The 26,008-nt window shown below is 55.2% G+C and carries 22 protein-coding genes; 4 read left to right on the forward strand and 18 right to left on the reverse strand.

What is annotated here, in order from left to right; genetic code table 11:
- Positions 1-221 precede the first annotated feature (221 nt).
- From CJA_RS12765 to CJA_RS12795, 7 genes are all read right to left on the reverse strand, one after another.
- Positions 222-1,742 carry a fumarate hydratase gene (locus CJA_RS12765; protein WP_012488237.1) on the reverse strand — a complete coding sequence of 507 codons (1,521 nt, stop codon included), beginning with the start codon at positions 1,740-1,742 and terminating at the stop codon, positions 222-224.
- A 162-nt stretch (positions 1,743-1,904) separates the two neighbouring features.
- A complete protein-coding gene (locus CJA_RS12770) occupies positions 1,905-2,681 on the reverse strand; it encodes a hypothetical protein (protein ID WP_012488239.1) in 777 nt (258 codons plus the stop codon).
- Positions 2,682-2,852: 171 nt separating this feature from the next.
- Entirely contained in the window at positions 2,853-3,437 is a 585-nt protein-coding gene (locus tag CJA_RS12775) for a superoxide dismutase (RefSeq protein ID WP_012488240.1), read from the reverse strand.
- A gap of 238 nt (positions 3,438-3,675) precedes the next feature.
- Positions 3,676-5,313 (reverse strand): chaperonin GroEL, encoded by a 1,638-nt coding sequence (groL, locus tag CJA_RS12780; protein WP_012488241.1) that lies wholly within the window; start codon positions 5,311-5,313, stop codon positions 3,676-3,678.
- Positions 5,314-5,375: 62 nt separating this feature from the next.
- Positions 5,376-5,666, reverse strand: coding sequence for a co-chaperone GroES (locus CJA_RS12785; RefSeq protein WP_041551517.1), 291 nt, complete (start codon positions 5,664-5,666; stop codon positions 5,376-5,378).
- Positions 5,667-5,941: 275 nt separating this feature from the next.
- A complete protein-coding gene (locus CJA_RS12790; protein WP_012488243.1) occupies positions 5,942-6,439 on the reverse strand; it encodes an FxsA family protein in 498 nt (165 codons plus the stop codon).
- Positions 6,440-6,472: 33 nt separating this feature from the next.
- Positions 6,473-7,564, reverse strand: a complete 1,092-nt coding sequence (locus CJA_RS12795; protein ID WP_238526768.1) for a DUF481 domain-containing protein — start codon at positions 7,562-7,564, stop codon at positions 6,473-6,475.
- Positions 7,565-7,680: 116 nt separating this feature from the next.
- Between CJA_RS12795 and CJA_RS12800 the strand changes: the two genes are divergently transcribed.
- Positions 7,681-8,010, forward strand: coding sequence for an MGMT family protein (locus tag CJA_RS12800; RefSeq protein ID WP_012488245.1), 330 nt, complete (start codon positions 7,681-7,683; stop codon positions 8,008-8,010).
- Here CJA_RS12800 and CJA_RS12805 read toward each other — a convergent pair.
- The 5 genes from CJA_RS12805 to CJA_RS12825 are packed head-to-tail and all read right to left on the reverse strand — an operon-like array spanning position 7,967 to position 13,022.
- Positions 7,967-9,403: an AmpG family muropeptide MFS transporter gene (locus CJA_RS12805; protein WP_012488246.1), complete on the reverse strand. Its 1,437-nt coding sequence runs from the start codon at positions 9,401-9,403 to the stop codon at positions 7,967-7,969. The two genes, CJA_RS12800 and CJA_RS12805, sit on opposite strands and share 44 nt — an antisense overlap.
- Positions 9,404-9,422: 19 nt before the next feature.
- Positions 9,423-9,905: a YajQ family cyclic di-GMP-binding protein gene (locus tag CJA_RS12810; RefSeq protein ID WP_012488247.1), complete on the reverse strand. Its 483-nt coding sequence runs from the start codon at positions 9,903-9,905 to the stop codon at positions 9,423-9,425.
- Positions 9,906-9,944: 39 nt separating this feature from the next.
- Positions 9,945-10,934: a regulatory signaling modulator protein AmpE gene (gene ampE / locus CJA_RS12815; protein WP_012488248.1), complete on the reverse strand. Its 990-nt coding sequence runs from the start codon at positions 10,932-10,934 to the stop codon at positions 9,945-9,947.
- 10 nt (positions 10,935-10,944) lie between these two features.
- On the reverse strand, positions 10,945-11,493 hold the full coding sequence (gene ampD, locus CJA_RS12820) for a 1,6-anhydro-N-acetylmuramyl-L-alanine amidase AmpD (RefSeq protein ID WP_012488249.1): 549 nt from the start codon (positions 11,491-11,493) through the stop codon (positions 10,945-10,947).
- Between the two features lie 5 nt (positions 11,494-11,498).
- Complete coding sequence (locus CJA_RS12825; protein WP_012488250.1) at positions 11,499-13,022, reverse strand: AAA family ATPase; 1,524 nt, start codon at positions 13,020-13,022, stop codon at positions 11,499-11,501.
- Positions 13,023-13,176: 154 nt separating this feature from the next.
- Between CJA_RS12825 and coq7 the strand changes: the two genes are divergently transcribed.
- Complete coding sequence (gene coq7, locus CJA_RS12830) at positions 13,177-13,824, forward strand: 2-polyprenyl-3-methyl-6-methoxy-1,4-benzoquinone monooxygenase (protein WP_012488251.1); 648 nt, start codon at positions 13,177-13,179, stop codon at positions 13,822-13,824.
- Positions 13,825-14,165: 341 nt separating this feature from the next.
- On the forward strand, positions 14,166-19,439 hold the full coding sequence (locus CJA_RS18705) for a discoidin domain-containing protein (RefSeq protein ID WP_012488252.1): 5,274 nt from the start codon (positions 14,166-14,168) through the stop codon (positions 19,437-19,439).
- A gap of 65 nt (positions 19,440-19,504) precedes the next feature.
- On the opposite strand, the gene CJA_RS12840 is transcribed toward CJA_RS18705, so the two are convergent.
- Entirely contained in the window at positions 19,505-19,927 is a 423-nt protein-coding gene (locus tag CJA_RS12840; RefSeq protein ID WP_012488253.1) for an OsmC family protein, read from the reverse strand.
- A 263-nt stretch (positions 19,928-20,190) separates the two neighbouring features.
- Here CJA_RS12840 and crp point away from each other — a divergent pair, with 263 nt between their 5' ends.
- A complete protein-coding gene (gene crp, locus CJA_RS12845) occupies positions 20,191-20,826 on the forward strand; it encodes a cAMP-activated global transcriptional regulator CRP (protein WP_041551519.1) in 636 nt (211 codons plus the stop codon).
- A 73-nt stretch (positions 20,827-20,899) separates the two neighbouring features.
- Here crp and trpC read toward each other — a convergent pair whose 3' ends face one another.
- The 5 genes from trpC to CJA_RS12870 all read right to left on the reverse strand — a co-directional run bounded on the left by trpC (position 20,900) and on the right by CJA_RS12870 (position 25,998).
- Positions 20,900-21,697, reverse strand: coding sequence for an indole-3-glycerol phosphate synthase TrpC (gene trpC, locus CJA_RS12850; RefSeq protein ID WP_041552380.1), 798 nt, complete (start codon positions 21,695-21,697; stop codon positions 20,900-20,902).
- A 52-nt stretch (positions 21,698-21,749) separates the two neighbouring features.
- A complete protein-coding gene (gene trpD, locus CJA_RS12855) occupies positions 21,750-22,781 on the reverse strand; it encodes an anthranilate phosphoribosyltransferase (RefSeq protein WP_012488256.1) in 1,032 nt (343 codons plus the stop codon).
- A 102-nt stretch (positions 22,782-22,883) separates the two neighbouring features.
- Positions 22,884-23,465: an anthranilate synthase component II gene (locus CJA_RS12860; RefSeq protein WP_012488257.1), complete on the reverse strand. Its 582-nt coding sequence runs from the start codon at positions 23,463-23,465 to the stop codon at positions 22,884-22,886.
- Complete coding sequence (trpE, locus tag CJA_RS12865; protein WP_041551520.1) at positions 23,462-24,937, reverse strand: anthranilate synthase component I; 1,476 nt, start codon at positions 24,935-24,937, stop codon at positions 23,462-23,464. Before trpE ends, CJA_RS12860 begins: the two co-directional genes overlap by 4 nt.
- A 338-nt stretch (positions 24,938-25,275) precedes the next feature.
- On the reverse strand, positions 25,276-25,998 hold the full coding sequence (locus CJA_RS12870) for a TrmH family RNA methyltransferase (protein WP_012488259.1): 723 nt from the start codon (positions 25,996-25,998) through the stop codon (positions 25,276-25,278).
- Positions 25,999-26,008 lie beyond the last annotated feature (10 nt).

Here is a 26,008-nt window from a genome sequence, read left to right on the forward strand (position 1 = left end):
GTTATCGCTGTATGTGGGGCGGAAAGAACTGCAATACAAATGTCACTTGTTATCAGGGATTATTGCAGTGCGGAAAAAGATATTGCTAAAGATAGCAGCTTTGTTTGTGGCTGCCGAAAACTTGTCAGGATTGGCGCAAAAATCTTTGCTGGATATTGCCATCCTGAAAACTGGATCGGCAGCCGAAGCTGCCGATCCAGGGAGAGGCCAACAGAATGTCCTTACTGTATTTCCAGTACGCCCTCTTCGATTTTAGCCTTCCATATTTGGGGGCCTGTGGTATGCACCGACTCACCACGGGAATCCACAGCCACGGTAACCGGCATATCTTTCACATCAAACTCGTAGATAGCTTCCATACCCAGTTCGGGGAAACCGAGTACGCTGGAGGATTTGATAGCCTGGGCTACCAGATAGGCCGCACCGCCCACAGCCATCAGGTATACAGATTTGTGATCGCGAATAGCATCAATGGCTGCCGGGCCGCGCTCGGATTTACCAATCATGCCCAACAGGCCGGTCTTTTCCAGCATGGTGCGGGTGAACTTATCCATGCGCGTAGCCGTAGTCGGGCCAGCTGGGCCCACCACCTCGTCGCGAACAGGATCAACTGGCCCTACGTAGTAAATAAAGCGACCTTTCAAATCCACTGGCAGGGACTCCCCCCTGGCCAGCAAATCGGTCATCTTTTTATGGGCGGCATCGCGACCGGTCAACATCTTGCCCGACAGCAGGATGGTCTCACCGGTTTTCCAGGTTTGCACCTCTTCCGGCGTGACTGTGTCCAGGTTGACCCGGCGCACGCTATCGCCTACCTCCCAGGTGATATCCGGATAATCTTCGATGGATGGCGGGGTTTGGCAAGCCGGGCCGGAACCGTCCAGCACAAAATGCGCATGGCGGGTAGCGGCACAGTTGGGGATGATAGCAATAGCCTTGTTGGCTGCATGGGTGGGGTAGTCTTTAACCTTGATATCCACTACGGTGGTTAAACCACCCAGGCCCTGGGCACCGATCCCCAGGCGATTTACCTTATCGTAGAGTTCAATCCGCAGCGCTTCGGCGCGATTGCTGGCGCCGCGCTCTTGCAGCTCCTGAATATCCACCGGATCGAGCAGCGCCTCCTTGGCGAGCAGCATGGCTTTTTCGGCAGTGCCGCCTATGCCTATGCCGAGCATACCCGGCGGACACCAGCCGGCCCCCATTTCAGGCACTACTTTCAGCACCCAATCCACCACCGAATCCGAGGGGTTCAACATGGCGAACTTGGTTTTAGCCTCGGAGCCACCGCCCTTGGCCGCCACATGCACATCGACGGTGTTGCCGGGCACTATGTTGTAGTGGATCACTGCCGGGGTGTTGTCGCCGGTATTTTTGCGGGCGCCGTCGGGATCAGCCAGAATCGAGGCGCGCAGTACATTATCCGGGTGGTTGTAAGCGCGACGCACACCTTCGTTGATCATGTCCGTAAGGCTCATGTCGGCATCCCATTGCACATCCATCCCCACCGTAACGAAAACCGTGACTATGCCGGTGTCCTGGCAGATAGGGCGATGACCTATGGCGCACATACGCGAATTGATCAAAATCTGGGCCATGGCATCCTTGGCAGCCTTGTTTTGCTCGCGCTCGTAGGCTTTATGTATGGCCTGGATAAAGTCCACCGGGTGGTAGTAGGAGATAAATTGCAGCGCATCGGCGACGCTGTCGATCAGATCTTGTTGGCGAATCACGGTTGGCATAATCACTTCTCTTCTCGTGAAGTTGGCTGAAACAGCAAAAAATCGGCGGCAATTTTACACCAGGCAAGTATCCAATCACCTCCAAACCTGCTACTGCGAGGCGAAAAAAAGGCGATTTCTGCAAATCGCCTTTTGGAACACTGGCGGAAATATAACCAGAGATTATTTTGGCACCAGGCCAATTTGCTGCCTGATCTGCAGCAGCTCGCGGTTAGTGCTGCGGCGGAATTCATCAATCGCCGCAATCGCTTCTTCATTCGTGCGGGTTTTGGCGGCAATACTGTCAATAGCCGCCAGCTCCAACTGCATACGATCCAGGCGCTCGCGCAAGGATTGAAGGTTTTGCGCCTGTTGGCTAATGCCTCCGGCCATGGTATCCACCTTCGCAATCGCAGCATCCACCGCGGCTTTACTGGTAGTCACCTCCTGTTTAAGGCTATTCAGGCCAGCCTTGGCATCGGCGCCATCTTTTTTCGCTACTGCGGTATCGCGGCCAACCGCGTTGATTTTTTCATTGGCCACGGCAAGCGCCTTGCGATTGTCTTCGGTACTGGCGGAGAGCTTGCGCAATTCACTGTCCAGTGTTTTCAGATTGGCTTGCAGGGTCACAACGGATGCGCTGGACTCTTCAGAGGTGAGATTGAGTTTCTGCTCCAGGTTGGCAATGCGGGCTTCCGCCTGCTGCAGATGACCCTGTGCCTGCAACAACTGCCAGGCCAGATATCCAGCTCCACCAACGGCCACCAGGGCAATAATCAAGGCAATAGCCGGCAGGGCACTACTCGACCGGGGCGGCGGGGGAGCATGGTATGTTGTGCTGGTACGAGGAGCCTGGCGCGGCGGAGGCAGGTCATCATGCGCGGGCACGGGACGGCGAGCGGGTGTGTCTGCCGGTTCATTCAGATTACCGGTTGATAAGGTAGGTTCTCTACGTTCCATAACGGCGTTTACCTGCTGGTTTGAGAAGGCTTGGAGGCGGCTAAAAAGGTGCGCCTATTCTATAGCAGCAGCCAACCTAAACATAGGCAACACTACAGCGGCGCAGGTTCCCAAGCATAAAAAAAACGGGCGCACGGCCCGTTTTTTTTATGGCGCTCACTAACGAACAAATTACTTGGCGTAATTGGCGTTTACAAAGTCCCAGTTTACCAGCGACCAGAAAGCCCCAATGTAGGTTGGGCGCGCATTGCGGTAATCAATGTAATACGCGTGTTCCCACAGGTCGATGGTCAGGATGGGAGTGACTGTGGCATCGGTCAGCGGCGTAGCTGCATTGCTGGTGTTAACAATAGCCACTGAACCATCCGCTTTTTTCACCAGCCAGGTCCAGCTGGAACCAAAGTTGTTGATAGCAGAATTAGTGAAATCTTCTTTGAATTTTTCGAAAGAGCCAAAGGCGCTGGTAATGGCATCCGCTACAGCACCGGTTGGCGCGCCGCCACCATTGGGGCTCAGGCAGTGCCAATAGAAAGTGTGGTTCCAGATTTGCGCCGCATTGTTAAATACCGGGCCAGAAGAAGTCTTGATCACATCCTCCAGGCTCTTGCCTTCAAACTCGGTACCGGGAACCAGGGTGTTCAGTTTATCCACATAGGCTTTGTGGTGTTTACCGTAGTGGAATTCCAGGGTTTCGACAGAAATGTGGGGAGCCAGTGCATCTTTAGCATATGGCAGTGCGGGTAATTCAAAAGCCATGATGTTTCTCCTAGGTCACGGTTGTAAAAAGCCGAGGGTATTATCCTCGTTGACAGCACGTTAGTTTTGTGAAAAAGCAGTAAATAATTATCAGCCGAAAATAGTGACGGCCCACCAGGGGCCGTCACTATAGCGCAAAATCACTGGATGAGGCGCAGACTGGCCCAAAAGTAGTCTGCGTCTATCCGGTTTCTTGCCTGTTGTTTGTTAACGATCATGAATCAGGTCTGCGCCATGATTACATCATGCCGCCCATACCACCCATGCCGCCCATATCCGGTGCAGCAGCAGGTTTATCTTCCGGCAAATCAGCAACCATGGCTTCGGTGGTGATCATCAGGCCAGCGATAGAACCGGCAGCTTGCAGTGCAGTGCGGGTTACCTTGGCTGGGTCGAGGATACCCATCTCAATCATGTCGCCATAAACACCGGTAGCCGCGTTGTAACCGAAGTTGCCAGAGCCTTTCTTAACAGAATCGGCAACCACCGAGGGCTCTTCACCCGCGTTAGCAACGATTTGGCGCAGGGGGGATTCCATGGCGCGACGCGCAATGCCGATACCCGCGTTCTGGTCTTCGTTATCACCTTTGAGGTCAGCGATGGCAGCCACAGCGCGAATCAGTGCAGTACCACCGCCGGGAACCACCCCCTCTTCCACTGCCGCACGGGTAGCGTGAAGGGCATCTTCAACGCGCGCTTTCTTCTCTTTCATCTCAACTTCGGTGGCAGCGCCCACTTTGATGACCGCAACACCGCCAGCCAGTTTGGCCACGCGCTCTTGCAGTTTCTCGCGGTCGTAATCGGAAGAGGTCTCTTCGATTTGTACACGGATTTGCTGTACGCGGGTTTTGATTTCTTCTGCTTTACCAGCACCGTCAACGATGGTGGTGTTGTCTTTGTTCATGGTCACGCGCTTGGCAGTGCCCAGGTGCTCCAGGGTGGCACTTTCCAGATCCAGGCCCACTTCTTCAGAAATCACCGTACCGCCAGTCAACACAGCGATGTCTTGCAGCATCGCCTTGCGACGATCGCCGAAACCAGGTGCCTTAACCGCCGCTACTTTCACGATACCGCGGATGTTGTTAACAACCAGGGTAGCCAGCGCTTCGCCTTCCACATCTTCCGCAACGATCACCAGCGGCTTGCCTGACTTGGCCACGCCTTCCAGTACCGGCAGGAGTTCGCGGATGTTGGAGATCTTCTTGTCAACCAGCAGGATGAACGGATTGTCGTGTTCAACGCTCATGTTGTCCTGGTTGTTGATGAAGTAGGGAGACAGGTAACCGCGGTCAAATTGCATACCTTCCACCACGTCCAGCTCGTTATCCAGGCTGGTACCTTCTTCAACGGTGATAACACCTTCTTTGCCTACTTTTTCCATCGCTTCAGCAATCAGGTTACCGATAGAGCTGTCACTATTGGCAGAGATGGTACCTACCTGGGAAATGGATTTGCTGTCAGCACAGGGAACTGCAATTGACTGGACGTGCTTAACCGCTTCGGCAATCGCCTTATCGATACCGCGCTTCAGGTCCATAGGATTCATGCCAGCGGCAACAGACTTGAGGCCTTCGTTCACAATCGCTTGTGCCAGCACAGTAGCGGTAGTGGTACCGTCACCGGCATCGTCAGACGCTTTGGACGCAACTTCTTTTACCATTTGCGCGCCCATGTTTTCGAACTTGTCTTTCAGCGAGATTTCTTTGGCAACGGAAACACCGTCTTTGGTAATGGTGGGAGCACCAAAGGATTTTTCCAGTACAACGTTGCGACCTTTTGGGCCCAGGGTGGCTTTTACGGCGTCGGCCAGAATATTGACACCGGCCAACATACGTTGACGTGCGCTATCACCAAATTTAACTTCTTTAGCTGCCATGATGTTTTACCTTTCAGAAATTCGTTAACACTAATCAGTGGATGATGGATAAAGCCGTCGACTTATTCGAGCACAGCTTTGATGTCGGATTCGTTGAGGATAACCAGTTCTTCACCATTGATAGTGATGGTATCGCTACCGGCGTATTTGCCGAACACCACGGTATCACCCACTTTGACATCCAGGGGGCGCAATTCGCCGCTGGTCAGAACGCGGCCATTGCCTACCGCAACCACTTCGCCCTGATTGGGTTTTTCTTTCGCAGCACCGGAAAGAATAATGCCACCAGCGGTTTTGGTTTCTTCTTCTTTGCGGCGAACCACAACGCGGTCGTGTAATGGACGAATTTTCATGAACGTGTGTCTCCTAACATTCAGTTTGTTTAGTGAGCAAAGTAATGATGTGGAACCAGGCACCGATACCGGATAAACCGGGTATGTAGCGGTATGGGGTTCCGGCCAGTGCCATATAGGGACGCCCTGACAGGTTTCAAGGCCATCACCTGGCTGTCTGTCTGACCGGAGAACCCGGAAAACCGACAGCTGAAAAACCAGGTGACACCTATCTGGGGCTGGGATTAAGGATTTCAACAGGCATCGTAAAAAAATCTGCGATTCCTGCTGAAAACCTAAGGCTTGGGAGGTGTGCGGCTAGCGCGATTGTCGTCGATACGAGGGGCATCAGCCGGTTTCTCCGCCGGTGAGGTATCGCCCTGATGCTCATAGACATTGCCATGTCGAAACGGGTTGCTGCGGCCAAATCCCTGCTGGAATTGGGCCTGGGTCACGATGCGCGCCATAAAACGCTGTAAGAGCAGGCGGCGCAGGGGAACAATCAGGATTAACAGCGCCAGCAGGTCCGACAGGAAGCCGGGTACTATCAGCAGGATAGCGGCAAAGCTGTTAAACAGGCCATCGACCAGTGCCTGTCCCGGCTGCCCGCCATGGCGCATGTCTTCGGCGGCCCGCATCATGCTCGCCGACCCCTGGATACGCAGCAGGTTAATGCCGAGTACAACCGCCAGAATCAGCCAGATTACCGTTGGCCAGGCGCCAATCAGGTTGGCAACACTGATCGAGAGCGCTATCTCGAAAATCAGGAACAGGGGAATCAGGAGCAATCGCATGGGAGGCCTCACAGGGATCAAGAGCCCGGCAGTTTACCACTTGTAACTTACACCTACCGACATACGGGTATCCGAGCGCGCCTTGGTCGGTTGAGGCTCATTATCGATCCAATAGTCAACCTTCAGCTCCGAATACACATTGCTCAGGATCATGGTGCTCAACCCCGAGCTGGTTTTAAGCAGCCAATCACTGTTTTCCTCCAGCGAATAAAGCAGTTCGTTATTGTGGAAGAAAGCAATGCCACCAGGAAATTCATAGCGAAAATCCGTCGCAGCACGCAAGGCAGCATAGGACGCACTCTCGTCGGTTAATTGTTCAGGGTCCTCAGGGATCTCATAACGCTGGTCGATATAGGCCAAACCCAGCTGCTGGGATAAGGCGGTCTTGCTGGTCTCCCAGAACTGGTACCCCGTACCCGAACCGAATATCGTCTGCCTGGCCAGGCCGCGCTGCTCGTCAGCCCCCAGGGTCAGGCTGTTATACCAGAACCAGCGCGCGCGAAAGAACCAGTCGAGGGAGTAGAGACTGCTCCAGCGCACCCTGGGGTCGGCATGGTTCCAGGAGGCTTTGGCATATTCACCGGCCAGTACATGGCGGAATTCGTCTTTACGCAACCGGGTCTCACCCTGCAGATTCCATTCATTGCGCACTTCATTACCACTGGAATAAGCACCCCAGAGGTTGAGTTTGCCGGTGTTGCGCATCACCCCGCGCACATAATCGTCATAGGGCAGCAGGGTTTTAAGGCTGAGCACGGGGACGCTGCGGGTTTTGGAGCGGGCACCACAGTAGTAAACCAACTGCTCCTCGTGGATGCCGTCGATAATACAGGCTATTTTATTGCCGGCAATTTTGTGGGGTTTATCGCTGTTGAGTTGTTTGATCCGGTTTTTGTTGATGCGCAGCTCACCGAAATTGTCGGACTGCCAGACCAGGTTTTCGCCTTCGATACGCAGGGCCTCACCCTGGATACGATCACCATTGGTGAGTTCAATCACGCCGGCCTGTGCCGCCGGACTGGATATGCCAATGCCCCACAGGATCAACATGACTGCGGGGAAAGAGGCGAGAGCGGAAAAGAGTCGTATCACAGATTGACTTATAACAGCTGGAGATTCCTGCATTAAACAGACCTGTACAGGGGAGCAGCAAACCAAAAAATGTTAATTTAGGTTAGCTTTCTTTACGCAATTCTACACGCCACCCAAACCCGGCTACGACGATATAGCAGTATTTCCTTATGAAACAACCCAACCAACAGCATCTGCAAGCCATTTTTCTCGCCCTGGCCTCGGTTCCTGCCGGCAAGGTGGTCACCTATGGCCAGCTGGCGGCCATGGCGGGTTTACCGCGCGCCGCGCGCCTGGCCGGTCGCGCCCTGCGCGACTTACCCACAGGAACCAGCCTGCCCTGGCACCGGGTCATCAATGCCCAGGGGCGCATTTCCCTGCCGGAAGGTTCTGAGGGGCAACATCGCCAACAAACCCTGCTGGAAGCGGAAGGTGTGGTTTTCGTGAAGGGAAAAATTAATTTGCGCCGCTTTGGCTGGCTGGCGCAGGACGACGCCTGAACACCCGGCTAATCACCAATAGCAGGATCAGGCTGGGTATCACCATCAGGGAGGTGATGACAAAGAACATCACCCAATTGCCGCCTAGCAGATCCACCAGCTCACCGCTAAAGGATGACAAGGTAGTACGGCCCAGATTGCCAAGCGAGGACAGGAGTGCATATTGTGCGGCGGAAAAAGCGCGCCCGGTCAGCCAACTCAGGAAGGCCACAAAGGCCACTGAGGAAAATGCCGTGGTGAAGTTGTCCACCAGGATAGCGGCGAGGAACAGCGGCTCGCTGGGGCCAGCCACAGCAATCCAGGCAAACATCAGGTTGCTGGCGGCCATGGCACTGCCGCCGATCAACAGACCGCGCACCAGCCCAAAACGCACATTGATAACGCTGCCAATCAGGGTAAACACACAGGTAGCCAACCAGCCAACCAGCTTCGAGTAATCCGCAATCTGCTCATTGCTGTATCCCACTTCGCGGTAGAACTGGATCGACATGCGGCCGAGGAAGGCCTCCCCCAGTTTGAATAAGAAAACAAAGGCGAGGATCATCAGCGCCAATTGCAAGCCGTTGCGACGCACAAATTCGGCAAAGGGCTCAATCACAGTCACACTGAAGCGCACCAGAAAACGCTGCCACAAGGTCTGGCTTAATCCCAGGCGCCGCATATAGATAGCTTCTGCCTGGGCTTGCAATTGCTCGCGCTCAGTGAGGGGCTCTGGCACCAACAGGGTGAATACCATCATCAGTCCCATCACTCCGGCAAGCAGCAGGTACACCTGGTTCCAGCCCAGGGCATCGGCATAATGGAACGCCAGGAAGCCCGGCAGCGAATAGCCTGTCCACCAGCCGATCACCCCCATGGCAGCAGCGGCCGATAATCGCCGGGTATCGCTGCCAATACTATCGATACGATAGGCATCCACCGCGACGTCCTGGGTTGCCGAGCAACTGGTGACACAGAGCGCAAGCAAGGACGTCCAGATAATGGCTTGCGCCGGGTCTGTGCAGGCAATCCCAAGGGTGGCGAACAACATCAGCCCCTGCATCACCAGTATCCAACTGCGACGCTGGCCCAGGCGTTGGCCCAACCAGGGTAATTTGATGCGATCGAGCAACGGCGCCCACAAAAAGTTGATCGCATAAACCACTGTCACAGAGCCAAAGTAACCGATGGCGGCGCGCGACAGGCCGGCATCACTCAACCACCCGCTCATGGCAGACCCTACCAATACCCAGGGAAATCCCGAAGCGCATCCCAGCAGGAAAATGCACAGCAGGCGCTTATCGCGAAATGCCATAAAGGTGTGACGCCAGGAATGGGAGGCTGAACCGGGGTTATGCAACATGGATAGGCGACGCAGGCAATGTAGTGGGGAAAAAACAACACGGGGTGGCATTGCCACCCCGCTGTCAGGATCAATCGCGGAAATTATTAAATTGCATGGGCATACCCAGCTCGGCAGCGCGCAGGGTAGCGATACACTCCTGTAAGTCGTCGCGTTTTTTGCCGGTTACACGCACCTGGTCACCCTGGATACTGGCCTGTACCTTGAGTTTCTTTTCCTTTACCAGGGCAACAATTTTTTTAGCCAGCTCCTTATCAATACCGGTGCGCACCGTCATATCGCGCTTCACTTGTTTGCCTGAGGTTTTCATGCTGCTAATGTCCAGGCAACTGACATCTATGCCATTTTTGGCCATCGCCGTGCGCAGCACATCCAGCATCTGGTCAAGCTGCATATCTGCGTCAGCGGTGATGGTAATGTCAAATTCCTTGCGCTCAAACTTTGCATCCACACCCTTAAAGTCAAAGCGATTGGTAATTAACCGCTGGGCCTGATCCACAGCGTTGGTCAGGGCGTGTTTATCAACTTCGGAAACCACGTCGAAAGACGGCATAACTAACCTCGGACTCTCACGGAATAAACGGGTACAGCATTAAACAAATAAAGTGGCAAAAGCGATGGCGCATACCCAAAACAACAGCGAGCGATTGTAGAGCGGCAAGCTGGATTTAATCAGTGCAAAGGAATAGCCGGGTTCGTTGTGGGTTGTCACCAGGTCGCCAGTCAGGTCTTCAATAATATCCTGGGTTTCCTCTTCCAACTCTTCCTGGTACTCCGCTTGTTGCTCGGGGTTCATCGCCGCCATCGCTGCATTGGAATGCTCGGTCTGCGCCCCCAGGGCACCGCGCAAGCACTCATTCAATACACTGGATGAAGCGCTTTCGATATCCAGCAGATTACGGCGCAGCGGGCTGGTTTCAAAGTTGCCGACAAAGGCCCAGGTCACGCCCATCAGGCGCACCGCAGGCAATTCGAGCAACCATAACCATTTGGCCGCAACCTGGGCATCCGCGCTGCCCTCTTCCGCCAGTTCACGGTAGAGCACACTCAACCGATAGAGCAAGGCGCCAAAAGGTCCCACAATCACAAACCAGAAAATTACCGCGAAAGTGCGCTCAAAGCCGCGGTACGCAATTGTTTTCAACGCCTGGGTGTGCAGCGAGCGCCAATCGTTAATTTCGATATCGCAATCCAGGTCTTTACCAACGGGTTTTTTGTTGCCGCGCAGATTTTCAACCCACAAGCTGGCGGCAACATTGTCACCTTTGTTGACCAACTCGATATAGGCTTTGACGTCCTCAACCAGGTTGCCACGGCCCAGGCTGTAGAGCAGTACAGGCACATAGAGGAAGAACAGCGAAGTCCGCCCAAGGTTGTGGTACAGCAGTACAAAAATGACCAGCAGCAGTACCAGCGGAATCAACAGTGCCAGCACCAGCGCCAACACAGGAACAGAGGCAATTCCCGGAATTTTGTGGAGGCGGTTGACCAACAGGCGGAACCAGCCATCGTATTGGATAAAACCGGCACGGCCCAACCAGTGAAGAATAGCGAGAACAACAACCAGGCTGAGAAAAATCATAAGAATCCAGTCACTTTATAGAGGCAAAAAAACGCGGCCAATCAAATGCCGGGCCAGGGTCAGTCTTGCGTCCCGGCGCGATCTGATCATGGCCAGTGATACGCGCAGGCGTAAGTTTAGGGTAAGTTGCCAGCAACTGGCGAGTGACTTTTTCCAGGCTTTGGTATTGCGCGTCGCTGTAGGGCACATCGTCTGTACCTTCCAGCTCTATGCCAATCGAGTAATCATTGCAGTTGGCAACGCCTTCAAAACTGGATACCCCCGCATGCCAGGCACGTTCCTCCAGGCTGACAAACTGTGTTATGGCGCCATCCCGCTCAATCAATAAATGGGCGGAGACTTGTAAATCCGCAATGGTGGCAAAATAGGGGTGAGCACTTGCCTCCAGGCGGTTCTGGAAAAACGCCTGCACATGGCCCCCGCCAAACTGGCCTGGCGGCAGGCTGATATTGTGAATAACCAACAGGCTGATCTCGGTACCGACCGGACGCAGATTAAAGTTGGGGGATGGACACGGCTGCGCCTCGCTGAGCCAGCCATTAGCAATAGGTAGCGACATAGACATCAGGCCGGAATTGTGCGATCGGCCGCCCAGCGGCGCAATTGGTTGATCTGTTCCGCCATCACGATGGACAGTGGGCTGGTCGATACTATTTCCCTCAGCAAAATAGTGGTATCCAGCGGCTTGGCCTCGGAGGCGGCCGAATAGAGTGCCGCCACTATGGCCTGCTCGATTTCCGAGCCGGAAAAACCCTGGGTGGATGTCGCCAGTTGCGCCAGGTCAAAGCCCCGGGGATCGCACTGTCGTTTGTTGAGATGGATGGTGAAAATATCGCGCCTCACCGACTCATCCGGCAGATCCACAAAGAAGATCTCATCCAGCCGGCCCTTGCGGATCAGTTCCGGCGGCAGGCGGCTGATGTCATTGCTGGTAGCGACAATAAAGACACGGGTGGTGCGCTCTGCCATCCAGGTTAACAGAGTGCCGAGCAAGCGCTGGGAGACACCGCCATCATTGCCATCCTGCGCCATGCCTTTTTCGATCTCGTCCAGCCACAACACACAGGGCGACATGGCATCGGCCAGCTTGAGCGCTTCGCGCAGGTTGCGCTCGGTTTCGCCGTGGTATTTGTTGTAGAGCGAGCCGACATCCATGCGCATCAGCGGCAATCCCCATAAACCGGCTACGGCTTTGGCGGCCAGGCTCTTACCGCCGCCCTGCACGCCCAATAGCAAAATACCCTTGGGGCGATCCAGTTTGGAATCTTCGCTATTGAACGCTTCGCGGCGGGTAACCAGCCAGCGCTTGAGGTTGGCCAAACCACCCACATTGGCGAAGTTTTCGGTCTGCTGCTCGAAACTGATCACGCCCTCCATATCCAGCAGGGCAAACTTGGCTTTGTTGATACGCGGCAAGTCTTCCTCGGTGAGTGCACCATCATTCCAGATAGCGCCGCGCACCAGGCGACGAACATCGCTGATACTCAAGCCCTGCAGGTTATTCACCAGTTTGCGCAGGGTCAGGTTATCGGTTTTCACCCGTGCGCCGGCGTGGCGGTCTGACCAGTCTTTGGCCTCCTCGCGCACTATGTCCATGATCTTGTCGTCGCTGGGCAAGGTGAGGCGGTAGGATGCGGAATACCGGGTGAGTTCAGCGGGCAGGCGCAATTGGTGGCTGAGCAACACCAGGGTATGGGGCACGGCAAAATGGTTGAGCGCGATATCCTTGAGCAAACGCACGACCTGGGGCTGATCGACCAGGAAAGGATGCAGGTCGCAGAGCGCGTAAATACCGGGTTGGAATTGCTGCTTGATCTGGCGCAACATGTCCTCGGCCCCGGTCAGCTCACTGCCTTTGGGAACCAATTGCGGGCCGAAGCTCATGCGCGCCAGGCCATCGGTCACTGACCAGCGATGCAAGTCCCGGCCCTGTTGGTTGGCCACTTTGAGCAACACATCGAGCGCTTTTTTTTCTTCGAAGGTTTCAATTACCAGCAATGGGATACGCGCATCCAGCAGCAACTTGATTTCATTGACGTCTTGCACACAGGTCTCCTTAGCCCATGGGGGAAAATAGGTTGCAAGCATGCAATGCCCGCTGCGTCCTTGCAACAGGCCCCGGTGCTGGACAGCAGCGACGGTTACCTGTTTTGTATCGGCCAAAAGACAAGCCTGTTTGACACAACGCATGTCTATCAGACCAAATTCTGGTTAAATGGCAGGCCTGCAAGAGGAAGCGATTATGTCCAACATCCATCTCAGCCTGATCGATAAACTTATCGTCAATGCCGACCGCGCCCTGCGCACCCTGGCAGCCGGTACAGACCTCACCGCCGAGCGCCCTTCCCCGGCTCGCGGGCAGGACAACACCGAACTGAGCCAGGATGAACGACGTCACGCCGCTGGACTGATGCGCGTCAATCACGCCGGCGAAGTCTGTGCCCAGGCGCTTTACCAGGGACAGGCACTGACCGCAAGATTGCCCGACGTGCGCGCGGAAATGGAAAAGGCGGCGGCGGAAGAAGTCGATCACCTGGTCTGGTGTCGCGAGCGGATCCACGAACTGGGCAGCCACACCAGCTACCTGAATCCCCTGTGGTACGGCCTGTCGTTCAGCCTGGGTGCTGCCGCCGGGCTGATCGGCGACAAAATCAGCCTGGGTTTTGTGGCAGCCACCGAGCAACAGGTATGCCGCCACCTGCAAGATCACCTGCAACAACTACCGGAAAACGACCATAAAAGCCGTGCCGTGGTGGAGCAGATGCTGGTCGACGAAGCCCATCATGCCGATGCGGCCCTGGCTGCAGGCGGCATCCGGTTTCCCGCCCCTGTACGCGGCGCAATGACGCTGGTATCCAAAGCCATGACATTTAGCAGCTACCGCTGCTGATACAACAGCCTGGGTTGTGCCGGACTGAGCCTATCCTCCAGGCCCATACAATTGCGCCACTCAATCCCAAAAGAGAATCTGCACGACAACGCGATGGCAAAACATGGAGCGTGTCTCAACGCCCTGCTACGGATTGTGTTTCCATAACTCGCCCACATCAGCCGGGTCGGGTGTTCCAACAACGATAACAAGCCCCGTCACCGCTCTGGTTCCCAGTGCGACACAGATTGCACACGCCAATACATCCTGACAGGCGCCTCCAGCGCATCGAACCCATCGATTCTCAAACCAATCGATGCACGAATCTATTGCCTTACCAACCAATCACCCGGAGAAGCATAATGAAAATAATGCTGCAAGGGCCGACTGGTGCGTCCTGTGGAAATGGCTCTCTCTTCCGCAATGCACCCCTATGGCTGACATTTCTGTTATTACTCACCCTGTTTGCAATAGCCCCGACCATGGCCCAGGCACCTGCAGCCAGCGACTTCCAGCGCGTGGCAGTCGCCGAGGGGCTGAACCTGCCGATGGAATTTGAAATATCCCGCGATGGGCGGGTGTTTGTCATCGGCAAATGCGGCGCTATTTACGCCTGGCAACTGGATGGCGGCACCCCGACGCAAACATCCACCCTGCCCAATGTGCGCTGTGTGTTCGAGGATGGCTTGCTGAGCCTGGCACTGGACCCGGAGTTCACCAGCAACGGTTATATCTACTTCCAATACACTGCGCCCGGCAGCCGGACACGGGTGTCGCGTTACAAGGTCAACCCCGATAACTCCCTGGACCTGGCATCAGAGTCTATCCTGCTGGAGTGGCTGACCGGTGCTGAAGCCCACGGCCATATGGGCGGCTCGATGCTGTTCGACCGCGAGGGCAACCTGGTCATTACCACCGGGGACAATACCGCTGCCTCCGGTTATTTCGCTCCCGGTGCCCAGGCCACCTCGGGTAACACCAACGACCTGCGCGGCAAGGTCTTGCGTATCCGCCCTACAGCGACGGGTGGTTACACCATTCCGCCTGGCAACCTGTTCCAGGCGGGACCACTGCATCGCCCCGAGATCTATGCCATGGGGTTCCGCAATCCCTTCCGCATCAACCATGATCCCCTGACCGGCTACCTCTACCTGGGTGACATAGGTCCCGATGCCAACGCTGCCAGCGCTGAAGGCCCCATGGGGATGGATGAGCTCAACGAGATCCGTGAAGCAGGCAATTACGGCTGGCCCTATGTCCTGGGTATCAACCAGCCCTATGCCGGTTTTGACCCCGCCAACCTGGTCAATAACCACCCATTAAATACCGGTGCTACCCAGTTGCCGCCGTCCAAGCCGGCGCTGTGGACCATCCTCCACCGCGCCATCATGGCCGGCCCTGTTTATCGTTACGATCCGGCGGTCGACAACGAATTCAAGCTGCCCGCTTACTACGATGGCAAGCTGATTTTCTGGGACTTCAATAGCAGCCGGTTTTTCACGATCGATTTAGCGGCGGGCAATACCCCTCCCATCGCACTGGACCTGCCACTCAATAGCCATAATGTCCAGGGCGCCATTGATGCAGAACTGGACCCGCGCACCCACCAGTTGTATGTGCTGCAATGGGGCTCAGGCTGCTGCGACCAGGCGCCGTTGGGCAATGGCGGGCTATACCGCTTTGACTATATCGGCGGCCGCGATACCGGCACCAACCTGGCACTAGGGGCTACCGCAACAGCGACTTCGGCTATGGGGCCATACAGTGCTGCCAATGCGATTGATGGCAACCCGGAGACACGCTGGGAGAGTGCCCATGCCGATCCTCAGACACTGACCATCCAGTTGCAGGATGAAGCGCTGATTACCGCTATCCGGATTACCTGGGAAGCTGCCTACAGTTCCCATTACGTCATTGAAGGCTCTATAGACGGTGTCACCTGGGAATTGCTGGCAGAAGAAAACGATGGCAATGGCGGGGTGCGCATCCACCTGATCGAGGCGGAGCGGAAATACCGCTATATCCGCCTGACAGGAACACAGCGCGCTACCACCTGGGGCCATTCCCTGTATGAATTCGAAATATTCGGCAATACCGATAGCGAACCGCCGGAGCTGACCGAATTCGCCTACCTGAATATGCCACGCACCCTGGATCCCCAATTTACCGGCGTCCCCCGGCAACTGTCACAAACGGGTGCATTCAGCGATACAGTGAACCTGGTGCCCAATGCCAATCTGCTGCCTTTCAGCCCCAACAGCGCACTCTGGTCAGATCGCGCCGGCAAGGCGCGCTGGATATCCCTGCCCAAAGACACCCGCATCGGTTGGCATGCGCGGGACAACTGGACCTTCCCTGAAGGCACTGTGGTTGTAAAACATTTTGAGCTGCCGATCGACGAGGCCAACCCCACCCTGACCAAACGCCTGGAAACCCGGCTCCTGGTCGTAAAAGCGGATGGTAAGGTCTATGGCGTCACCTACCGCTGGCGCGCCGATAACAGCGATGCGGATTTACTGACGACAGGCGAACAGGAAAATATCAGCATCCGCAATGCCAGCGGCAGTACCTGGATCCAAACCTGGGCCTACCCCAGTCCCACGGAATGTATCGAATGCCATAACGCCAATTCGGCCCAAATCCTGGGGGTTAACACCCGCCAATTAAATGGCAACGTCCAGTATCCCGGCCTGGGCTCCCTCAACCAGCTGGTGCACTGGAACAACCTCGACCGGTTCAATCCCGGCTTTAGCAATAGCCAGGTCGCCGGCTTTGACCGCACGGTAGCCATCACTGACCTCAGTGCCACCCCGGAGCAGCGGGTCAAATCCTACCTCGACACCAACTGCGCCCACTGCCACGGCACAGGCAACGGCGGTTCGCAATGGGACGCCCGCTTCAACACGCCGCTGAACCTGATGCGCATCGTCAACCAGGCCACCACCGGTATCCGCAATTACGCCAATGATTACGGCATTGCCAATGCCCAGGTGGTCACGGCGGGCAATCCCCACGAATCCATCCTCTATATCCGCGACAAGAGCATCGACCCGGCAGATCGTATGCCCCCGTTGGGACGAGCCCTGGAAGATACCCACTATATCCAGGTGCTGGAGCAGTGGATCAACAACCTGCCTTCAGGGCCGACCAATCCCGGCGAACCCATCCTGCTATCGCTGAACAAACCGGTAACGACGTCCTCGGTACAGGATGATCTGGTCGGAGCCAACACCGTGGATGGCAACCCGGCCACGCGCTGGGGCAGCGACTTTTCCGATCCCCAGTGGATACAGATCGATTTGGGTTCTGTACAGCCTATCAGCAGCATCCGGCTGCATTGGGAAGCGGCGTATGCCAGCGCCTACCGTATCCAGGGCTCTGTCAACGGCACCGACTGGAGCGACATAGTCACGCAGAACGCCGGTACCGGGAACCTAGAAACCTTTGATAGCCTGTCCGGTACCTACCGCTATATCCGGCTCACAGGCAGTGCGCGCGGCACGCCCTGGGGCTATTCCTTATGGGAGTTCGAAATCTGGGGCGGCGGCAGTTCACAACCGGAGCCCGAACCTGTCCTGCTATCGCGCAACAAGTCGGTAACGACCTCTGCCGTAGAGGGTGGCTTTATCGGTGCCAACGCTGTAGACGGTGACCGTAATAGCCGCTGGGGCAGCGAACATGGCGACAATCATTTTATCCAGATCGACCTGGGTGAGATCCTCACCCTCCAGCGGATTGTCCTGGAGTGGGAAGCGGCCCATGCCAGTGCCTATGTGATCGAGGTTTCTGACAATGCCAGCAGTTGGACCGAAATCTATCGCACGACCGCCGGTAATGGCGGCACCGATGACCTGGCAGTGAACAGCCAGGGCCGCTATGTCCGCCTGACGGGTATTACCCGCGCCACACCTTGGGGCTATTCCCTGTATGAGTTTGAGGTCTACGGCAACCCGGGCGGAACAGGGGAGCCGCCCGTACCGCAGCTTGGCATAGTGTCCCCCACGAACGGGCACGCGTTTCCAGCGGAAAGCAATATCCCCCTACAAATCTCGGTCAGTGATAGCAACTGGTTTTCCGGGGGCGGAGGCTACCGCTACTCACTCAACAGTGGAGCCGCTATCACTGTGGCACATGGCAATCCCGTCAATCTGGGTGTGCTGCCAGCAGGCAATCACACACTGGCGGTGACCCTGCTGAATGTCCAGGGGCAACCGGTAGGCAGCACTCATACCCTCACCTTCAGTGTCCGCCAGCCAGGGGGCAGCAACCCCGATACCCCCAGCCCGGCAAAACTGGCACCTATTGCAGCACTGGCATCCAGCCATATGGGCGGCGATGTCGCGGCTAACGCTATCGACGGCAACCCGGCATCGCGCTGGGAAAGCGAGCACAGCGATCCGCAATATATCCGCCTGGACATGGGCCAGAGCGTCCTCTTCACCCAAGTGCGGCTCCATTGGGAAGCGGCCTACGGCAAGGCCTACACCATCGATGTATCGGAGGATGGCAGCATCTGGCAGACCGCTTACCAGACAACGACAGGCAGGGGCGGGATTGAAGAGCTGGCGCTGGATGGACAGCGCGGACGCTATATCCGCATGCGCGGCACAGAGCGCGGCATAGGCTATGGCTATTCACTCTACGAGTTTGATGCCTACGGCATAGCCGCCGACACCAATCCCGCCCTGATTGGCATTACCGTACCTGGGGCGGGCCAGGTTATTCCACAAAGCCAGGGCGTGCAGTTGCAGGTAGATATCTCCGATGCCAGTTGGATAGCCAACGGCGGCAGCTATCACTATTCCCTAGACGGAGCCCCGGCCGTGCGTATCAACAGCCTGGATGCAGTGAACCTGGGCAACCTGCCTACCGGTGAGCACAGATTGCGGGTCAGCCTGCTCGACAGCGATGGTCTCGAAGTCAGTGTGCCGCGCCTACACAATTTCCGGGTGCTGTGTGACAGCAACTGCCCGCAGGTGCTGGTCTTCTCCAAAACCTCCGGCTTCCGCCACGGTTCTATCCCGGCGGGTATCGCCATGGTGGAAGCCATAGGCGCGGCCCACGGTTATAGCGTGACCGCTTCTGAGGATGCCAGCCTGTTCACTGCAACCAACCTGGCGCAGTACACCACCGTAGTATTTATGAATACTACGGGCGATATTTTTACCCCTGCGCAGAAAGCGGCTTTCCAAGCCTATATCGAAAGCGGTGGCGGCTATGTGGGAACCCACTCGGCAGCAGATACCGAGCACAACTGGGGCTGGTATATAAACACGCTGCTGGGCGGTGCCCGGTTTATCCATCACGGCGATGGAATTCCCAGGGCACGAGTAGAGATCGAGCAGGCCAGCCATCCGCTGGTAAGCCATATCGGCAGCGAGTGGTACCTGGCGGACGAATGGTACTTCTGGGCGCAAAACCCGCGCGGTGCTGGCAATGTCGAGGTGCTCGCCAACCTGGATCGCTCAAGTTACAGCTCCAACTATCCAGTCGAGGATCACCCGGTTATCTTCACCAACCGGGTAGGTACAGGGCGGGCCTTCTATACCGCTATCGGCCACGTGGATGAAAATTTCTCAGATCCACATATGGTTGAGACGATGCGCAAGGCGATTGAATGGACATCAGCAGATTAATCGGCAACATTTGCCGTTAGCCCACAGGGGCTCTTTACCCCCATCCCAAAAGGATGGGGGCTTTATTAGTCTGCGGAATGGATTTCGTAACTGTGGGTGATCTCCACACCACCGGCTTCCAGCATGATCGACGCCGAACAATACTTGGTCGCCGACAGTTCCACCGCGCGTTTTACCTGGGCTTCCTTCAGCGCTGTGCCGGTAACAATAAATTTCATATGGATTTTGGTGAAGGGAGATGGAACACCGTCAGCACGCTCGGCCTCCAACTCGCAACGACAATCCGTCACTTGTTGGCGCGCCTTGGTCAGAATGCTCATCACATCAAACGAAGAACAACCTCCCAAGCCCAACAACAACATCTCCATGGGACGCACACCGGTGTTGCGACCACCATGGTCTGGTGGTCCATCCATCAGCACGGCGTGCCCACTGCCTGACTCTCCCAAAAACTGGGCACCATCAACCCACTTAACCACTGCCTGCATAGACGACCTCATCGCTCATAGCGCATTGCAAAAGGGCGCTAGGGTAGCACAGGCGCCAATGAAACCGAAAATGTCACATAAATCTACACCATTCACAGAAACCATGATTTTTGGTAGACAATTCAAACGACTAGGCTTATAACTGCTTCACAATTTTGTTGCCTGTAAACCGGTTTCGCTAGCAGCAAAACTGCCTTATCGTCATAATAAATTTTATATTCCAATTCATCATATAAAACGTCTTTAGGATTAGGAGCCATACCTTGGTAGCCGTCTCGCTTACACCGCACATTAAGAATGTGGAAGAGTTTCTTGTTCATTGCCACCGTCGCCGCTACCCCGCCAAGAGCACGATCATCTACGCTGGCGACAAAAGTGATTCGCTTTATTACATCGTCAAAGGCTCTGTGACTGTGTTAATTGAGGACGATGAAGGTCACGAAATGATTGTCGCCTACCTCAATGACGGCGATTTCTTTGGCGAAATGGGACTGTTCGACGAAAAAGATTCCCGCAGTGCCTGGGTCCGCGCTAAATCAGAATGTGAAGTGGCGGAAATCAGTTACGCCAAATTCCAGGAAATTTCTGAAACCCATCCGGAGTTTTTGTTTGCATTAGGCAGCCAAATGGCACGCCGTCTGCGTGCAACAACCCGTAAGGTGGGCGACCTGGCATTCCTGGATGTCACCGGACGTGTTGCGCGCACCCTGCTGGAACTGTGCAAAGAGCCCGATGCCATGACCCACCCCGACGGCATGCAAATTAAAATCACACGCCAGGAAATCGGCCGCATTGTCGGCTGCTCGCGCGAAATGGTTGGCCGTGTACTGAAAACATTAGAAGATCAGGGGCTGGTACTGGTAAAAGGCAAGACCATGGTGGTCTACGGTACCCGTTAATACAGAGACTACATAAAATTCCATAATCAAAAAAGCCCGCATATTGCGGGCTTTTTTACAGATAAATGTCTCATCAGGAAAAGAATGCAGCCAAGGCTTGCCCCGGATCCTCGGCGCGCATAAAGGCTTCGCCGACCAGGAAGGCATTGACCTGGCGATCGCGCATCGCCTGTACATCCGCCGGCGCCAGAATGCCGCTCTCAGTGACAACAATGCGCTCGCTGCCAATCTTGTCCAGCAATCGATAGGTGGTTTCCAGGCTTACCTCAAATGTGTGGAGGTTGCGGTTATTAATGCCGATCAATTTATTCGGCAGCGCCAGTGCAATATCCAGCTCGCGCTCATCGTGCACTTCCACCAACACATCCAGCCCCAACTCCAGGGCAAGGCTGTTAAGCGCTTTCAATTTTGCAGGTTCCAGCGCGGCTACAATCAACAAAACGCAGTCAGCGCCCAAGGCACGTGCCTCGTAGATGTGGTATTCATCCACCAGGAAATCCTTGCGAATAACCGGCAAACTCACTGCAGCGCGAGCTTGTTGCAAATAGGCATCCGCCCCCTGGAAGAAATCCACATCGGTTAATACCGACAAACATGCAGCCCCCCCCTTCTCATAAGAGCGGGCCAATTCATCCGGAACAAAATGCGCGCGCATCACCCCCTTGCTGGGTGATGCCTTTTTAATTTCCGCAATGACGCCCGCTTTACCCGCTGCAATCTTGTGTTCAATAGCGCGTACAAAACCGCGCGCAGGTGCCTGCACTTCAGCGGCTTGCACCAGCTGCGCCAGGGAGACTCGCGCCTTGCGCTCGGCAATCTCTTCCCATTTGCGCGCGATAATCTTGCGCAGGACGGTGGGGGTTTCACTCATGTACTGGCCCTTAAATTCTGTAAAAATTGTAAACCCTGCAAAAAGTTGTTCGCTATTGCAGATATTGGGTGAAAGCAGCCAGCTCACGGATTTTTTCACCTGCCAGGCTGCTGCCTATCGCATCGCGCGCCATTTCCACACCATCGGACAGACTGCCGGCAACACCGCTCACATAAATTGCCGCACCGGCATTAAGGGCGATGATATCAGCTGCCTTTTCCGCATATTGGCCGCGGCGGTTGCCCAGCGCATCGCGAATGAGCAAGAGCGAATCTTCTGCATTACTGACACTCAAACCAATCAGGCTCTTGGACTGCATACCAAAATCTTCCGGCTTGATGATGTACTCGCGAATCTCGCCGCCCTTCAATTCCGCGACCTGGGTCTCTGTTGCCAGGCTGATTTCATCCAGGCCGTCTTTCGCATGCACAACCATCACATGCTCACTGCCCAAGCGCCCCAGAACCTCGGCCATGGGCTTGCACAGTTCACCGTTGAATACACCAATCACCTGGCGCTTTACATTGGCAGGATTGGTCAATGGGCCAAGCATATTGAAAATAGTTCGCATCCCCAGTTCCCTGCGCGGACCTATAGCATGCTTCATAGCGCTGTGATGGGAGGGGGCAAACATAAAGCCCACCCCGATTTCTTTAACGCAGCGGGCAACCTGCTCCGCGGTAATATCCAGTTTGATGCCGGCAGCTTCCAGTACATCCGCACTACCGGTAGAGCTGGATACCGAGCGATTGCCATGCTTGGCCACACGCCCACCGGCGGCGGCTACCACAAACGCGCTGGCGGTAGAAAGATTAAACAGGTTGGCGCCATCACCACCAGTGCCACAGGTATCTACCAAATAATCCACATCAATGTTAACGGGCGTCGCCAACTCACGCATAACCATGGCTGCACCGGTAATCTCATCCAGTGTTTCCCCTTTCATGCGCAAGGCCACCAGGAATCCACCGATTTGTGCCGGGGTAGCGCCACCCGTCATGACAATCCGCATCACACTAATCATCTCTTCAGTACTGAGGTCGATACTTGCTACCAGTTTTTTTAATGCTTGTTTAATGTCCATTGCCAATACCTTTTATTGTGTTGGGACTCTCCCCCGAGGGGGCGCTGTAGATATGTCCCGTTTGTGGATAGGAATCAGGTTAGACGCGAATACCCTGGAGGCCTAGTAGGCCTCCAGAAAATTGCGCAACATATCATGGCCATGCTCAGTCAAAATGGACTCCGGATGAAATTGTACGCCCTCCACGGCCAGGGTTTTGTGCTTTACCCCCATGATTTCACCCATACTGCCATCCTCATTTTGGGTCCAGGCAGTAATCTCCAGGCACTCAGGCAGGGTTGCTTTTTCGACAACCAGCGAGTGGTAACGCGTAGCCTGAAAAGGATTGTTCAACCCGCGAAACACACCGGTATTATTGTGATACACCGCTGAGGTTTTACCGTGCATCACATAGGGTGCACGAATAACCTTGCCGCCAAATGCCTGGCCAATACTCTGGTGACCAAGGCACACCCCCAGCAGCGGGATTTTTCCAGCAAAGGTTTTAATCGCCTCTACCGATACCCCTGCCTCATTGGGCGTGCAGGGGCCTGGTGATATGACAATTTTTTCCGGTGCCAGCGCAGCAATTTCGGCAATGCTGATTTCATCGTTACGCACGACCTTGACATCGGCTTTAAGCTCACCCAAATACTGCACCAGGTTGTAGGTGAAAGAGTCATAGTTATCAATCATCAGAATCATTGTGCATCTCCCACCATATCAACCGCCTTAAAGATGGCGCGCGCTTTGTTCATCGTCTCTTTCCATTCCAGTGCGGGAACTGAATCAGCCACCACACCGGCACCGGCCTGAACATAGAGCTTGCCGTCTTTGATCACGGCCGTACGTATGGCAATGGCGGTATCCATATTGCCATTCCAGGCGATATACCCCACCGCACCACCGTAGATACCGCGCTTTTCTGTTTCCAGTTCATCAATGATTTCCATCGCACGGATTTTCGGTGCACCGGACAAAGTGCCCGCAGGAAGGGCAGCGCGCAAGACATCCATCGCCTTGAGTTCCGGCTTGAGCTGGCCGGTGACATTGGAGGTGATATGCATCACATGGGAGTAGCGCTCCACCACCATTTTGTCAGTCAGTGTCACACTGCCCACCTGGGCCACGCGACCAATATCGTTGCGTCCCAGGTCAATCAGCATCAAATGCTCAGCAATCTCTTTCGGGTCATTGACCAACTCGACTTCCAGCGCACGATCCTCCTCCGGTGTACGACCACGACGACGTGTGCCGGCAATGGGGCGCACAGTCACTTCGCCATCTTCCAGGCGCGCCAGGATTTCCGGGCTGGAACCTACGACATGGTGATCACCCAGGTCGAGGAAGTACATATAAGGCGATGGATTGAGGTGGCGCAACGCGCGATACAGGTTGATGGGCTCCTGGGGAAAATCAATCGACAGGCGCTGCGAGATAACCACCTGCATAGTATCGCCAGCCAATACATAGTCCTTGATACGATCCACCATCTTGTGGAAGCTGGACTCACCGACATGGGACTGGAAACGGGCCTCGCTATGACCATCCGTCCCCAGGCTTAAACCGGATGTTACCGGCATTTCACCGCGCAGGCGCTGCTCCAATTCATCCAGGCGTGCATTGGCCTTAACGAAGGCATTCTCCACCTCGGGATTGGCATGGATCACCAGGATCAGTTTGCCGGCGAGGTTATCGAACACCAGTACCTCATCAGATACGCTGAGCAGGATATCCGGTGTGCCGATTACATCCCTGGGGGCACTGGCCTTAAGGTGCGGCTCCACATAGCGCGCGCAATCATAGGCAAAATATCCCACTAAGCCACCGGTAAACCGCGGCAAACCAGGCAATTCAGGTGCGCGGTAACGCTGCTTGAACTCTTCTACAAATGCCAGGGCGTCGGCGCACTGGTGGGACTCAATGACCTTGCCATCGCGCTCAATCACAATATCTTCACCAAAGGCTTTTAATACGGTGCGGGCCGGGAGGCCAATCATCGAATAACGCCCCCACTTTTCGCCGCCCTGCACTGATTCGAACAAATAGGAATAGGGCCCGGAAGCCAGTTTCAGGTAGGAAGACAAAGGGGTATCCAGATCCGCCAATACCTCACGCACGACCGGAATACGGTTATAGCCTTGGTCAGCCAATTGGCTAAAAGCATCGTAATTCATGACATTACCTTTGGAACCTGCCGCCGTATCGCCATGCAATTGGACAGGCGCAGCGCGCAGCTATTATTCATTTTTTGGGGAGTTGACCTGGCTCCTGTTTAACAGACCCAAGTGCAAACCAGAGAGACCAGCGGCCACAGGGTTGCCCTGTGTCTGGCAATAAGAATTAACGACGCCATCGGGCGACGTGCAATGCAGAATACTCGGTGCAGAAATGGGGGCGGTTCACACGGAAAGCTCCAGAGTCAGTTGAAGCCAGTGTACTCAAATAATGCTTCCATGCCTACCCTGAAAATCGCCTCTCTGATGCAGTTCACAGCGGATGTACCCAGGCACAACTAGCGCATTAATTCATACACACAAATATTGACTGCTGTTGCCAGGTTCAATGACTCTATGGCTCCACTGCCGGGGATGTTAAACATGTGCAGGTCGAAATTTTGCAGCTGTTCACGCGGTACACCGCGCGCCTCGTTGCCAAAGACATAACACCGGTGTCCTGCAAAGGCGTCATTACGAACCGCAACCCCGTCCATGTCGAGACAGGCAATGCGGGCAAAACGCTCTGCCAAGTGCGCCAGGGAGACATCCAGTTCCAAAGGCACATGGAAGATCGCCCCCATACTGGAGCGCACCACCTTGGGGTTATAGGGGTCTACCGATCCCGGACTTAACAGGCAACGAAAACCGCCAAACCAGGCCAACGTCCGCAGGATGGTGCCGAGGTTGCCGGGGTCCTGTATCTCATGCAGGTAAATTGCCCGCTCCCCATCCACCAGTGCCCCGGGTATATCCGGAACAGGTGCGACAGCCACAATCCCCGGTGGCGTTTGCGTATCAGCAATCTGCGCCATTTGCTTGTCACTGATTACCCGTGTTTCAAACGGGCTCTGCCAATGCTGGTATTTATCGGTCACCAACAACTGGCTATGCAGCAACGCTGGTGAAAGTTGCGCAGCCTTTTGTAACTCCAATACCAGATGCTCGCCCTCTACCAGAAAATGCCCAAACTGGTTGCGATACTTTTTCTGGTGGAGTTTTTTGATGTCGTCGAGTTTCATCGCCACCTGC

The organism is Cellvibrio japonicus Ueda107, from assembly GCF_000019225.1.
In the GTDB taxonomy this organism is placed as follows: Bacteria; Pseudomonadota; Gammaproteobacteria; order Pseudomonadales; family Cellvibrionaceae; genus Cellvibrio; species Cellvibrio japonicus.